Origin of the sequence: Bacillus sp. P14.5 (assembly GCF_003316765.1) — a bacterium.
GTDB lineage: Bacteria > Bacillota > Bacilli > Bacillales > Bacillaceae_B > Rossellomorea.
The window spans coordinates 147,051-161,218 of the sequence record NZ_NIJF01000116.1 but is presented as its reverse complement, the minus strand read 5'-3'; the positions used below and the strand labels follow the sequence as shown (position 1 = coordinate 161,218).

General features: G+C 37.2%; 11 protein-coding genes and 1 pseudogene. 2 read left to right on the top strand and 10 right to left on the bottom strand.

Annotated elements, in window-relative coordinates:
• The first annotated feature begins 49 nt into the window (after nucleotides 1-49).
• The gene (locus B9Z54_RS23225) at nucleotides 50-739 is read left to right on the top strand and encodes an SH3 domain-containing protein (RefSeq protein ID WP_113930707.1); all 690 of its coding nucleotides are present in this window, start codon (nucleotides 50-52) and stop codon (nucleotides 737-739) included.
• A 1-nt stretch (nucleotide 740) separates the two neighbouring features.
• Nucleotides 741-2,279: a SpoIID/LytB domain-containing protein gene (locus B9Z54_RS23220; protein ID WP_113930706.1), complete on the top strand. Its 1,539-nt coding sequence runs from the start codon at nucleotides 741-743 to the stop codon at nucleotides 2,277-2,279.
• Here B9Z54_RS23220 and B9Z54_RS23215 read toward each other — a convergent pair.
• The 10 genes and pseudogenes from B9Z54_RS23215 to B9Z54_RS23170 all read right to left on the bottom strand — a co-directional run bounded on the left by B9Z54_RS23215 (nucleotide 2,249) and on the right by B9Z54_RS23170 (nucleotide 14,157).
• Nucleotides 2,249-3,541, bottom strand: coding sequence for a glycosyltransferase family 4 protein (locus B9Z54_RS23215; protein ID WP_113930705.1), 1,293 nt, complete (start codon nucleotides 3,539-3,541; stop codon nucleotides 2,249-2,251). The genes B9Z54_RS23220 and B9Z54_RS23215 overlap by 31 nt on opposite strands.
• A 13-nt stretch (nucleotides 3,542-3,554) precedes the next feature.
• Nucleotides 3,555-4,415 (bottom strand): UTP--glucose-1-phosphate uridylyltransferase GalU, encoded by an 861-nt coding sequence (gene galU, locus B9Z54_RS23210; RefSeq protein ID WP_113930704.1) that lies wholly within the window; start codon nucleotides 4,413-4,415, stop codon nucleotides 3,555-3,557.
• A gap of 2 nt (nucleotides 4,416-4,417) precedes the next feature.
• Nucleotides 4,418-5,497, bottom strand: coding sequence for a glycosyltransferase (locus B9Z54_RS23205; RefSeq protein WP_113930703.1), 1,080 nt, complete (start codon nucleotides 5,495-5,497; stop codon nucleotides 4,418-4,420).
• Nucleotides 5,494-6,603, bottom strand: a complete 1,110-nt coding sequence (locus B9Z54_RS23200; protein WP_113930702.1) for a glycosyltransferase — start codon at nucleotides 6,601-6,603, stop codon at nucleotides 5,494-5,496. The genes B9Z54_RS23205 and B9Z54_RS23200 overlap by 4 nt, the downstream gene beginning before the upstream one ends.
• Nucleotides 6,604-6,617: 14 nt before the next feature.
• The gene (locus tag B9Z54_RS23195; protein ID WP_113930701.1) at nucleotides 6,618-7,994 is read right to left on the bottom strand and encodes an O-antigen polymerase; all 1,377 of its coding nucleotides are present in this window, start codon (nucleotides 7,992-7,994) and stop codon (nucleotides 6,618-6,620) included.
• Between the two features lie 15 nt (nucleotides 7,995-8,009).
• Nucleotides 8,010-9,064, bottom strand: a pseudogene (gene wecB, locus B9Z54_RS23190) (non-hydrolyzing UDP-N-acetylglucosamine 2-epimerase).
• Complete coding sequence (locus B9Z54_RS23185) at nucleotides 9,061-10,659, bottom strand: asparagine synthase family protein (RefSeq protein WP_113930700.1); 1,599 nt, start codon at nucleotides 10,657-10,659, stop codon at nucleotides 9,061-9,063. The pseudogene wecB and the gene B9Z54_RS23185 overlap by 4 nt, the downstream one beginning before the upstream one ends.
• Before the next feature lies 1 nt (nucleotide 10,660).
• The gene (locus B9Z54_RS23180; protein WP_113930699.1) at nucleotides 10,661-12,097 is read right to left on the bottom strand and encodes a lipopolysaccharide biosynthesis protein; all 1,437 of its coding nucleotides are present in this window, start codon (nucleotides 12,095-12,097) and stop codon (nucleotides 10,661-10,663) included.
• On the bottom strand, nucleotides 12,098-12,829 hold the full coding sequence (locus B9Z54_RS23175; RefSeq protein WP_113930698.1) for an acyltransferase: 732 nt from the start codon (nucleotides 12,827-12,829) through the stop codon (nucleotides 12,098-12,100). It abuts the gene before it with no gap.
• Nucleotides 12,830-12,843: 14 nt separating this feature from the next.
• Complete coding sequence (locus B9Z54_RS23170) at nucleotides 12,844-14,157, bottom strand: nucleotide sugar dehydrogenase (RefSeq protein WP_113930697.1); 1,314 nt, start codon at nucleotides 14,155-14,157, stop codon at nucleotides 12,844-12,846.
• Between the last annotated feature and the right edge of the window lie 11 nt (nucleotides 14,158-14,168).

Sequence of the window (14,168 nt, the reverse complement as noted above, 5' to 3'; positions counted from 1 at the left end):
CAAAGGGTGATATTTTATCACCCTTAAAAATCAAAGAGGAGTGGAATGAATGTTTAAATCGAAAAAATCTATCGCCGCCATAGCTATTACTATAGGACTAGCATCAGGGATTGGGATGACAGCACCTGCCTCCACATCTGCCGATTCTAATGTACTTTTAGCAAGTGTGGATTGGGTAAAGTCACAACTCTCTCCAATCAATAGCAGAATAAGTCAATTAGAACAAACCGTGCAGTCACAGCAATCTCAAATTAACCAATTAAAAGACCAAATTGCAGATGGAAGTACTGGACCAGGGGATACAACTCCGTCATTGCCTTCTGCAGTGTATACAACTAACAATAATGTTACCATTCATTCAGGTGCAACACGTCAATACAGAGTGATAGCTACAAAGCCTTTCGGCTCTGCGCTGAAAGTTATAGATAAGCATACAACCAGCATAGGAGTATGGTATAGAGTCGAGCTATCGAGTACATTAAAAGGCTGGGTATTTTCTGGCGATACTTCAACTACCAAGCCAACGAATACAGTACCAACACAAGTAGTAACTAAAAGTGATGTACACCTGAGAGCGGGAGCAACAACAAGCTATTCTATCAAAACAACTCTTTCTGGCGGCACCACTTTAAAGTATATTCAATCTTTCAAAAACAGCCTTGGTGAAACTTGGTATAATGTAGAAACATCGAATGGAGACCGCGGGTGGATTATTAGCAGCTTGGCTGAGGTGAGATAATATGAAGAAATTAACGCTATTTCTAATAGGATTTCTTGTAGTTTCCCTTTTTAATCCTAATGGACTCAAAGCCATGCAATCTATTAAATATAATAAACCTACGAATGTAGCAGTAGTTAACTCCTCCTCGGGCAGCATCACCACCCAAGGAACATTTCAATTAATTAATTTAGATACAAACAGTATCAGCTACTTGCCAACAAAAACAGCTCTTACATTTAAGAAGGCAAGCAATGGGATCTCTGTCCAATTTGCGGGTAGTACAATAGTGTCCAATAAGGGCTTTCAACTCCTTGAATTGAATTCCTTGCCGAAAATGGTTATCTTTAATCAATCTGCTCCCCTGAGAAAAGGAGCAACTGTATCATATGATGTAATAAAGCAATTAAATTCTGGTGAAGCAGCTCCTTATTTGGGAACATTTACAAATTTTTTAGGAGAGGTGTGGTATAACGTTTCTTCAGATAGTGGTAATGGATGGGTGTCTGCAAAGGATACTTCATTTCAAGAGGCTATTAATAACACACTTAACTTAGGGAAATTGAGCAATGGGAGAACCTATAGAGGAAGCTATAAAATAACTCCAAAAGGAACTAATATTCAAATTGTGAACACTTTAGATTTGGAAAACTATCTTAAAGGTGTTGTGCCAAATGAAATGCCCTCATCCTGGCATAAAGAAGCATTAAAGGCACAAGCAATTGCTGCAAGAAGTTATGCAGCTAATTCTATGACTCTTTCAGATACTGCCTCCAGTCAGGTTTACAGAGGATATTCCAGTGAAAATTCGAGATCAAATGCTGCTATCCAAGAGACAGATGGTTTGGTCGTTCGATATAATGGAAAGGTTATTCAAACATTCTTCTTTTCAACTAGCGGCGGTCAAACGGCAAATGTAGGAGATGTCTGGAATTCAAATCAAGCTTCTTTCCCTTATCTTGTATCTGTAAATGACCCGTATGAGGATTCCATATATAGTAATTGGTCAGTAGATTTTTCGCCACAACAGGTGTTGACTCAGTTTGGCTTTAACCCTACCACCACCTCCCTACTAAATATGTCCTTGAACAAACCAGGTCAGAATGGTGAAGTAAGAGGGGTGACGATTGAAACAACAGATGGATCTAAGACTATTGAGGGAAATGAATCAGTGATAAGGAAGCTGTTCCCTATTCCTAATTCCAGCTACTACAATATGCTTTATTCCAACTGGTTTGATGTAAAGTTGACTAAACAATCAAATTCATTCAGTGTGCAGACGCCAAACGGAAGTGTCACTATGAATGAGATGAATGGACAATCAGTTCAAACAGCTTCGGGTATTACAACTGTCTCTTCTAAGGAAGTGGAAGTTCAAATGCCTTCAGGAATACAAGCTTATCCTACTGTTAATGGAGTGAGCAACATTACTCTTAATGGTAAAGGCTGGGGGCACCGTATAGGTATGAGTCAATATGGAGCGAATGGCTTTGCCGAAAAGGGCTGGACTGCTGAACAAATCATCACTCATTATTTTAAAGGTACAACTGTTTCTAAATAAAATATATAGAACAAAAAATAAGCACAGGTGCACCTGTGCTTATTTTTTTGCTCTATATTAAATAATAGATCATCCACAATTCGGTTCCAGGAGTACTCATTTATAGCCAGTTCTCTTCCAGTCGCAACCATTTCTTCATATTCTGTTTTCGTCAGGTTTTCTAATTCCTTTATAACACGCGCGATACCTTCAGGATCTTCCGGCGGAGCAATTCTGCCGCAGTTTTTCTCTTCAAGGATTCGGGCTGATTCACCAACTCCACAATAGATTACTGGTGTACCTGTCGAAAGAGCAGGAAAGATCTTTGATGGTCTAGCTCCCTTAAACAAATTAATATTTCGCAGAGAAACAATGCTAAAATCGGAAATTGAAAAAATTTGCGGCATTGCTTCTAAAGGAACAGAACCATAAAAAGTAACGTTTGAGAGGTTTAACTCTTCTTTAAGTGCTAGAAGGGACTCCCTTTCTGGTCCATCTCCTACAAATAAAAAATGGACATCAGGATAATCATCCTGCAAAATTGCTGCAGTTTTTAAAATGGAATCTAATCCTTGGGCATACCCTAAATTTCCTCCATAAGTAATAACTGTTTTTCCTTGCAGATTTAATTTCTTCAATAAGTCTTCATCTGGAGCTTCAGGTTTAAAGAAATCGGTATTCACTCCATTGGGTAACAAGAAAACATCCTTAGCTGACTTACCTTTATTAATTATATATTCACTGATACCTTCAGTAGCAGCTGCTATCTTCCATGATTTTTTATATAAGAATTTTTCAAGCATCTCAGCCAATTTTATAAAGGTTTTGTTCTTCAAAATACCCAGCTCTACTGCTGATTCCGGCCAAATATCCGCAACATTAAATACGAATTTAGCACCTTTTAACTTTGCACCGAGATATCCTGTAATTCCAAGGAATAGCGGGGGAGAATTACAAATAATTATATCAGTAGGCTTTGCCTTCATCAAGCCATAGAAAGAACTGAAGGTAAATGAAAAATATGAAGCTAACCGTTTCCAAAATGAACCCTTCGCAGAAGGATAAATCCAGGTACGGTGTACTGGTACCCCTTTCCATTCTTCGAACATATAAAATTTCCCACTATACTCAGGCGGAATCACGCCATGAGGATGATGGGGAAACGCCGTAATTACTTCAATTTGATGTCCCTTATTCAAGAGCTCTTTGCTCACTTCAAACACCCTTATTTGCGGGGCTCCGGTTTCAGGAGGGAAATGTTGGCATAAATATATTACTCTCATTAATTAACCCTCACTATTTCTCGATGTTTTTTAGATAGGCTTTCAATTTTTCACTTAAATCTTCACGTTTAAGGGCGAAATCTATCGAGGCTTGTAAAAATCCGAATTTATCTCCTACATCATAGCGGTTTCCTTGCAAAATGTAAGAGTAGATATCTTCTTTATCCAACAATTTGTCAATCGCTTCAGTTAGTTGAATTTCTCCTTTTTTATCAGGTTTTACCGTTTCCAGAGTTTCAAATATGGTTGGAGAAAGAATGTATCTTCCCACAATTGCTTGTGTAGACGGTGCATCCTCAATAGCCGGTTTTTCAACTAAACTATCCACTTTGTAAAGTTCACCCTGTTGTTCCTTATAAGAAACAATACCGTATTTGTCTACTTCAGATCTTGGTACCTCGTTAACCCCAAGGATACTTGATTGAACTTTATTGTATTGATCCATCATCTGTTTTAAACCCGGGACCTCATTGTCTATAATATCGTCTCCCAGTAATACAGCAAAAGGCTCATTACCAATAAACTTCTTGGCACATAGTACAGCATGTCCAAGTCCTAAAGGCTCTTTCTGTCTAACATAATGGATATCGACTAAATTAGAAATAGATTCTACTATCTCAAGCATTTCATGTTTTCCAGTACGTTCGAGGAGCATTTCAAGCTCCACAGACTTATCAAAGTGGTCTTCAATTGCCCGCTTGTTTCTTCCTGTGACGATAATAATATCTTCTATACCCGATTTAACTGCTTCTTCAATTATATATTGGATAGTAGGCTTATCTACTATAGGCAGCATTTCTTTTGGCTGCGCTTTAGTTGCAGGCAGAAAGCGCGTTCCCAACCCCGCTGCTGGTATTACAGCTTTTTTTATCATAGTCATACTCCTCCCTCTAATGTTTTCTTGTATAGAGACAGCATATAATTTGCATTATCGACCCAGTTGTAATTTTCCATTACATGTGCAACCCCTTTTCGGCCCATTTCGGCAGCACGGTGAGGATCATCAATAAGCTGGTTAAATGCTTCAGCTAGTTTCTCAGGATTTTCTTTAGGTACCACAATCCCAGTGACCCCATCTACAACAACTTCGGGTAGCCCCCCTACATTTGAAACTACAACAGGAACTGCACATGCCATCGCTTCAACCGCCGCTACTCCGAAACTTTCGCTGTTTTCAGTAGATGGAACAGCAAAGACTGTCATTTTTTTGATGTAAGCAGGAACTTCCTCATTAGGCACCTTTCCTGTAAAGGTTGTTACATTTGCAATGCCCAAGCTGATTGTAAGGTCCTCATATTCTTTTCGCTGGCGTCCATCACCTACAATTAACAGCTCTGTATCAGGATGTTTTTTGTGTACCTTAGCGAAGGCTTGTACGAGATCTCCTATTCCATATTTATCTTCTAAAGCCTTTACCGTACCTATAACCTTCTTCTTGCCAGGGGTAATTGAATTTTTTTCTGGGTTGAAATACTCCACATTGACACCAAAAGGAGTCACATGTATTTTTTTATCGGTGTAAAGATTTGTTTCTTCTGCCATAACCTTACTAGTTGAACATACGACATCTGCCTTCTTTAATGCAAATTGTACTAACTTTTTGTTCACCTGTCCTTGTTGAGGAAATTGAAATACATCTCTTCCCCAAACTGAAACATAATAAGGATGAAAGTTGGCGAGTGCACCCAGTACTCCGTAGCTGGATACATAGTGTGCGTGTACAATATCAGGTTGGAAGTCTTTAATTAATTTTTTTAAAGCAAAGACAGAGGAAAAGTATGACATTTTCGCAGGGAGATGCTTCGGAAGAGTAAAAGTGTCAACTTGACTTGCATTCTCCTTCGAAAAATGATCTGAAAATGTAGCCACCTTTACTTGTATTCCTTTATCTTGATAGAATTTTGCCCATTTATGGGTGTGAATAGACTTACTTGGAGCTAATAAGATGACTTTCATATTTTCTCCTTTAATAATGTTTTTTGTACCTTTTCAACTCGTGCATCCCAAGAATGATTTTCTAAAAAGCTTTCTTCTATCCTGTCTTTATACATGGCTACTTTATCACTGATTTTCTCAATTGCTTGAATAAAGCTTTCTACATTCGCTTCACCAATTACCCCATAGGGCCCTGATTCGATAAACTCTTGTTGAGCTTCGCAATTTGTAGCGACTACAGGTAGACCATTGGATAAATATTCAACCAGTTTAACAGGAACTGAAAAATCATTATAGGTGGTTTTTTCTCTTGGAATGAAAGCAATATCAGAATTCTTATAGACTTCATCCAACTCTGAACCGCTCACATGCAGAACATTTACATTTAATTGTGAAATATCCTTTAAAGTGTCAGGCGAAACTTTCTCAAGTTCATCTTTTCTGCAGACAATTGTAAGCGATAATCTTGCCTCATCTTCATTGATTTTATTTAAGGCCTTGAGCAGCAAAGGTAACCCATAAGCCTCATTATTTATGCCTCCAACGTATAACCCTTTAATTGGGAGGGATATCTCCTTCTTAGTTAACTCTTGTTCTTTACCCCCTGGCGGCAATGCTGCCTTCTTGGTATTTATGTTAACATACTTTCCCATAGCATCACTGGGCAGGTAAATCACATCACAAAATTTCTCATAGAACTTTTCCTCGGCTCTATAAATAGACTGCATTATAGATTTCTTTATACCTTTCAACGGATATAAATCATCAAATTTCCAGTAGACATCCCTATAAAATACTCCTACTGGGATGCTTTTTGCTTTTAACAATGAGAGAATTTGTCGATCAATAAAAGGTTTCTTAGGAATATGGTTTTGATCAGTTAACCATAGAGGGATGGTTTGATTCTCCATATAACAAAAAAGGAGATTGTCAAACGCTCCCTCATTTTTTAATTCAGCAAAGCGAGCCGTCCTCTCCTCAGAATTACCGGAAATAAGGACAATGTTAATGTTATTTCGCTGCCCCCACCTCAAAAATGCTCTATACATTTCAATGGGACGGAGCTTAGAACCGCTATTCGCATTTTCTACCATTGTGAAAGGGTAGTATAAAAGGACAGATTTCATATAGATTCCCCTTACTATTTATAAAGCTTAAACTTTTTCCGGAGATATGGTATATCATGTAGTAATCTTTCAGCAACTAACAAACCTATTAATACGAAGGTAATAAAGACCCATATTGGATTGAATAGAAAGTCTGCAAACCCTCCAACTAAAGTTCTGGGAATATTTACAGTAAAGTATACGAACAAACCAATAAATACCGGATTCTTTGGCAGGCGTAAAAAACAAATATAAACAATTTGTATGAGCACCCCTAAATACAACGTTCCAAACAAAATCCCTAAATATCCAAAGTTGGCGTAAGCTTCTCCAATAAATAAGGTGTTTAATACCCCGGCTGTTCCGTCATCGACTTTATTAGGGAAGGTATTTTCCATTACCAGTCGTGCAGAGCGGACATTCTCAATATCCAACCAGCTTATTAGAATGGAAGGCAGACTTTGCCCTTGCAGAAAAGGGATAGATTCATTAAACAGGTTTAAATGGAGAAAAGCTGGGGAAATTTGAGCAAGAATGATTCTTCCAATCGGACCAGAAGAATAAGACAAATACTCACTGATATTGCTGACTCCCTGAATAGATACGTACATCCCTATTAGGACAGTGCCTCCCATTATCAGATAAACACTTATCCTTTTCCAATTTAACTTCAAGCTTCCAATATATAATCTGATCAGAATAAACATTATGATATAGAAAAACACGGGTGACTTTGCCAAGTCATAAATACTAATTAATATAGATAAGCTGAATAGTATTAGGAACAAAAGTTTCCAACGCAGAGTTTTCTGTTGATAACTGACTATATAGGCAATAAGAGATAAAATGGGTGTTAAAGCTATAGCGAATATATTCCTTACATATACATACCCATTAAAGCTTCTGGAAGCTTCAATTCTTAACATAGCTAAATCTGCAGAATTCCCTTTAAGCAATTCAAATAGCGGGATTGTTTCTGTCATTAGTAATGTATATACAACAGACAAAATTGAGATACTTGATAAAATAAAAAACAACCAAAAAAACACATCGCGCTTTGTGCTCGATAAATAGTGAATAGGCTTTTTTAAGTATTCGTTAAATTCCCGCTTGGAATCAAATCCTAATAACTTATTTACCATTAACATTGTTAAAGGTAAAAACAGCATTACAAAAGAAACACACAAAAACCCAATTAGTCTGTATTTTTCATGATCCAATCTATTAATCATATAGTAGTGATCAATATCCAGAGCAATTAGAACACTTCCAATGAAACTGGAAATCAGTAACGAATAATAAAATATTATTGATATTAAATTGGGTTTTAGTGGAGAAAGGCTTCCTGCCACCTTACGGAATAGCAGCACAGAAGCCGTTAATACTACGATAAATATTGACAGTTCGAGCACTTATAAGCACCCTCTTTATTTATTGATTATGTTAAAAATTTTCTCAGCTGCATGACCATCACCAAATACATTTAAATATTCCGGAGTACTTTCTTTAGCTACAGCATCAAGAATCTTCTCTTTATCTGTACCTGTAAGAATATTAGCGTCAAATTGCAGAGTTTCCACCCATTCCGTTTGATCGCGAACCGTTATACAAGGGACTTTCATAAAGTAGGCTTCTTTTTGAACCCCGCCTGAGTCAGTAATGATTTTTTTGAATGTGCTTCCAAGGTCAACATATCCAGATAACCAACAGGATCAATCACTTTAAGATTGTGTATTTTTTCTAAATCATATCCCATGTTGCTCAGAACATTTTTAGTCCGGGGATGAATAGGCCAAACTTTTAATGTGTCAATCTCATTTAAGGCTTCTAAAATGTTTTTAATTCTTTCAGGATCATCAGTATTCTCAGCGCGATGAATGGTAATCAAGTGGTATTGGTTATCAGAAAGTTCATGATCTTGAATAATAGTGGACTTCTCTTTTGCAAGCTCTTGGTTATAAAGAACCGCATCATACATGACGTCTCCTATATTGAAGACATTCTTGGTTATATTTTCATTCTCTAAATTTCGTACTGCTGTATCGGTAGGGCAGAACAAGTACTCTGAGATATGATCGGTTAATATTCTATTTACTTCTTCAGGCATCTTCTTATTAAAACTTCTTAACCCAGCTTCAATGTGTATAATCGGTATATGCAATTTAGACGCAGCCAAAGAACCTGCCAATGTTGAATTTGTATCTCCATAAACCAATACGTAATCCGGGAGTTCTTTTAAAAGGATTTCTTCAATTCCTGCAAGCATGTCACCAGTTTGCTTTCCATGTGAACCAGAGCCAATACCAAGTTGATAATCCGGCTTAGGAATATTAAGTTCATCAAAGAAAATATCGGACATGTTTGCATCATAATGCTGACCAGTATGAATAATAAGTTCTTGCACTTGCTCTCTCAAGACTCTTGATACCGGGGCCGCTTTTATAAATTGAGGTCTTGCTCCAATAATTGTAATGATTTTCATTTAGGTGTAACCCTCCTGTTTTTCAGAATAAAATCTTTCACCAAGAAAGAATTGATATTATAGGGATTTTTATAAGTTAGCCCGTCGATTCTAAACCGCAAAGCTAACAGATAACTCTTATAATCAGGAAAAATGCCATACCATTCCATGGGATCTTTATAATATTGTTGCCAAAGCTTCTTTTTTTGATAAACTTTTTTTCCCATCCCGTAAAGCTTTCCATATTTTTTGGAAAGAGAGGCATCTCTTCCATAAAGCTTTTTAGGCTTAGCGAAGAAGCTCGGATACATTCTGTGTAAAGTGTAGTCATATAGATATTTATTGAATCTAAGGGAAACAGGCACCTTTTTGAAAAACTCCATTATCCGGTCGTCCCATAATGGGATTTCCCAACTCTCCTGATAAAACTCGTACACCCTAAGTGAATTGATGATAAATTTGGCTTGTCTCTCTTTCCAATCCCAATATTCGAATAAGGCACTTGCCTCTTCGTTACTCTTATAGGGAAGATGTTGAATGGATTCTTTTATTTCTTCGACAAGGTCAGGACCATTTTCAGGAATAGTACCAATATCCCATAGTTTGTAATGTTTATTTAGAATAAAGGAGATGACCTCGTCGATAGAAAACTCACGGTCTTCTGTGATTTCAAAAGGCAAATGGCTCCCAGCAATAAAGTCGCCTGAGTGACCTGGAATAAAGACAAGTTCTTCTGAATGCTTTTGTACAAGCTGAGTAACCGCTGGCCAATCTTGTAAGTGCGCCAAATTACTTCCATTGACTGCAAACTCAACATATTCATTCCATTTGTCCGATTGGTACCAGGAATACCAATCCTCCTTTTTATACTCGTAAAATTCCCACGGTATATTTAGAGTCTTGGCAATTTCCTCACTAACTCCAGCTTCTTTATTTTGTCTTTTGCCATATGTAAAAGCAATTATGTTGTCATTGCCGAACTTCTTTAGTAGCAATGCGATGATTCTGGAGTCATATCCTCCACTTAAAGGCAGGACGATTGTTTTGTTTTTGGTACGTTCACTTAAATCGCGAAACACATCTAATAATACCGATTCGAGTTCTTGACTAAGCAACTCAATATCATCTGGGAGAGGAGCATGATAAAAAGAATAGTATCGATGCATTTCAAGGGAAGTGGTTCCTTCCGTGATATAACAGCCTGCTTCCACCTGTTTTACACCTTCGTACAGTGTTTTATCATTCGTTGTAAACCCTGTAATGATGAATTCTGTTACAGCTGTCCCAGTAAGTTTATCATTGCCTTGGCTTGAAATCTTATCAGTAACTACCCATCCATTATTTTCTTTGTAATAATAGAGCGGAATACTGCGTTTGCGGTCTACAGCCCCCAAAAATTCATCCTCATTGTGTATTACCAGTACAAATTCTCCTCTTAAATCGAGTAAGATTTTTTGAAATTCCTCGTTTTCGGTTTGCTGAATTAAGTCTCTAATATTCTTCTCATCATATAATGAATTCTTATAATAAACATATCCAGCAAAATAGACATTACCTCTATTGGTAGCTGTAGATTTTATTAAATGATCATTTTTAACCTCAACACGGATATTCATCTTAATTCACACCTTTTTTGGAGCCTTTTGATAAGAGGTCCTTATGAATTCCTACCACAAACAAGCCTATAAGATAGAATACCCAAACATATAGGATGTTCATATCTGAAATAGCTACTTGCTCTTGTATATAAACTATTCCAATTACAGATATGATTACCCAGATGAATTGAATGGACATTTTCCATCCTGAGACAGGTACGTAAAAGAGTGTTTGACTCTTAATGAATATATAAACGATCGCTACTATATAAGATAGTAAATAGGCTGCCACAGCACCCCAAATGGAAAATACAGGAATCAAAATAACATTCATAATAACGTTAACTATTGCTGCCATACCAAAAGCATAGGATATATACTTGGTTTTCTTTGTAAAAAATACGCCGATCGAGATGATCATATAGTAAAAGTTAAGGAAGGTGGTTGCTGATATAAGTGCCACGTACTTATACGCTTCCCAATAGTTTGAGTCCAAAACTTTAATCACCCATGGCATAATAGTAGCTACAACCATGATTCCTAAAGTTCCGACCAGCAATATTGCCATATAAATCTTAGAGAATATATGAGCATTATCTTCCTTATCCTTTAAAGACATAGAAAAGGGTCTCCAAGCCAGCTGCACACCACTGGTAACCAAGGTTATGATTGTTGCAAATTTAATAGCAGTCCCATAGATACCTACTTCTTCAAAAGATGTAAATTCTTTAAGGAACATAGTATTAGCATTTACAATTATCCAGAAAGCCAATGAAGCTGGAACTAACGGTGCTGCATATTTTAGAACTTCAATCAGCATATTTTTATCATAATAAGGCCGAATGTATTTGAATACATATTTGGATAATAAGATAGCAACAAAGGCTACACTTAATATACGTGCTGCAAGAATTCCCGTAACCGTCGGCCATACTGTAACTAATATTAAGTAAGAAACTAAAGCTATCAAAAGCATCTTAAGAACTGTAAAGAACACTACACGTTTTGTATAGAAGTCATATCTCAATACCGTTAACACTAACGTTAAAATTGTATCAAAAAACAAGGTGCCCATCGCAATCAGCAGCAGGTATGTCTTCCCCTCCTCTTCAAGTAAGAGTTCTGATAACCAGTCTCCTCCTATAAAAATAACGAGAGCGATAAGTGCGACCAATCCTAGGCGAAACATCATAACAGTTCTAACATAATAATCTTTCAACTTTTTGTCTTTTGCTTCAAAATAATAATAAGCAAGAGCAGAGTCTGTCCCGAATATAATTAGAAACGTCAACATAGAAGTAATTCGATCAATATAATCCAATACTCCATATTGTGCGGGGTCTGATAAAAATCTTGTATAGATAGGAAGCATGATAAAAGCAATTATCTTAGTCCCTACATTCATAAAAGCGTAAAGGAGCGAATCCGCCCCTAAACGCTTTAAATGCTTTAACAATTATAACAACTCTCTCTCGTCGACCATACGGGCATATTTTGCCGGTACCCCTTTAATTAAACTCTTTGGCTCTGTGTTCTTTGTAACCAGCGCACCGGCTGCAATAAAGGTTTCTTCTTCAACTGTAATGCCAGGAAGAATAATCGATGCGCCGCCAACCCGGGCACCCCTCTTTATAGTGGCTCCTTTGATTTTGTCAAAGCGCTCTTCTGTTCTTCCCATTAAGTTATCATTTGTAGTAGTTACACACGGTGCAATAAATACTTGCTCTTCAAGCGTAGTATAAGCTGTAATATAAGAATTGGATTGAATTTTTGTTCTGCTTCCGATCTTAACATGATTTTCGACCGTTACTCCACGTCCAACGATTACATAGTCTGCAATTTCAACATTTTCTCTCACACTTGCCAAATCTGCAACCAGAGTAAAATTACCAATACTGGCTCCACGATACAAGACAGCATTCGCTCCTATAGTACACTCCTCCCCTATTGTCAGGGCAGGTATATTCTCTTGAAGCTTAACTGTACTAGTCTTTGCCGGCTTAGGTGGTTTTCCTACAACTGCACCATCAGAGATAACTGTATTTTCTCCTATCACTGTATCCTTGTGAATTGTAACTCTGTTTCCGATATGAACATTCTTTCCAACTTGGACACCTTCTTCAATAACTGAAAAATGTCCTATAGTAACCGATTCATCAAGCTTTACACTATCATGAACAAAATTCATTACACTCTCTCCCATTACAATTTAATATATTTGTTAGGTTTCTCTACATCTTTCAATGCATTTCTTGTGTCGAAGATAACCTTGCTTTCTTGAGCAATCATTTCATAGTTAAAGTCTGAGTGATCAGTGGTCAAAAGAACAATATCAGAGTCATTCAGCAGCTCCCTGTTTGCCTCAATTGTCTCGATTGTTTTTCCTGCAGCTTTAAATGAAGATACGTATGGGTCTACAACTTTATAGTTTGCACCTTGAGCTTCTAATTGCTCAATGATTTTAAGTACTGGGGATTCACGTACGTCATCGATATCTTTTTTATAAGCCACTCCAAGAACAGTGACCTTAGCTCCTCGTAAAGCCTTACCATCCTCATTTAAAATCTGCATTGTTCTGTTGATAACATATTCAGGCATTGTGTTGTTTATCTCTCCAGCCAACTCAATTAACCTGGTATGGTAATTATACTCTCTAGCCTTCCAAGTCAGATAAAACGGATCGATTGGGATACAATGTCCACCTAATCCTGGTCCAGGATAGAACGCCATGAAACCGTATGGCTTTGTTTTAGCAGCATCAATAACTTCCCAGACATCTATGCCCATTTTTTCACACAGAATAGCCATTTCATTGGATAAGGCAATATTAATATGACGGAACGTATTTTCAAAAATCTTTTCCATTTCAGCTACGGCCGGGCTGGAAACTTCATAAACATCACCTTCAAGGACATTCTTGTATAAGCTGGCTGCTACAGAAGTACACTTTTCAGTGATACCTCCAACTACCTTAGGAGTATTTTTTGTTTTAAACTGCTTGTTACCCGGATCAACACGTTCTGGAGAATAAGCAATAAAGATATCTTCGCCCGTCTTATAACCTTTTGCTTCTAGGGTAGGCATCACTATTTCTTCAGTTGTTCCAGGATATGTTGTGGATTCAAGAACAACCAACGTACCTTGCTTAGCATACTTAGCAATTTCCGAAGAAGAGCTTTTCACATAAGAAGTATCTGGTTGTTGGTATATATCCAAAGGAGTAGGCACACAAATTGCTACAGCATCCACTTCGGCAATTTGCGCATAATCGGTTGTGGCAACCAAACGTTCTGATTTAACCATATCGGCTAAATCTTCATCAACTACATCACCAATGTAGTTGATGCCTTTGTTGACTTCGTCTACTCTTGACTGTTGAACATCAAATCCAATTACTTTATAACCCGCTTTAGCTTTTTCTACTGCTAGAGGCAATCCTACATATCCAAGTCCAACTACACCGATTACCGCTTCTTTTTTCTCTATTTTGTTTAATAAATTTTCATAATGGTTCATCTGTCTAACTC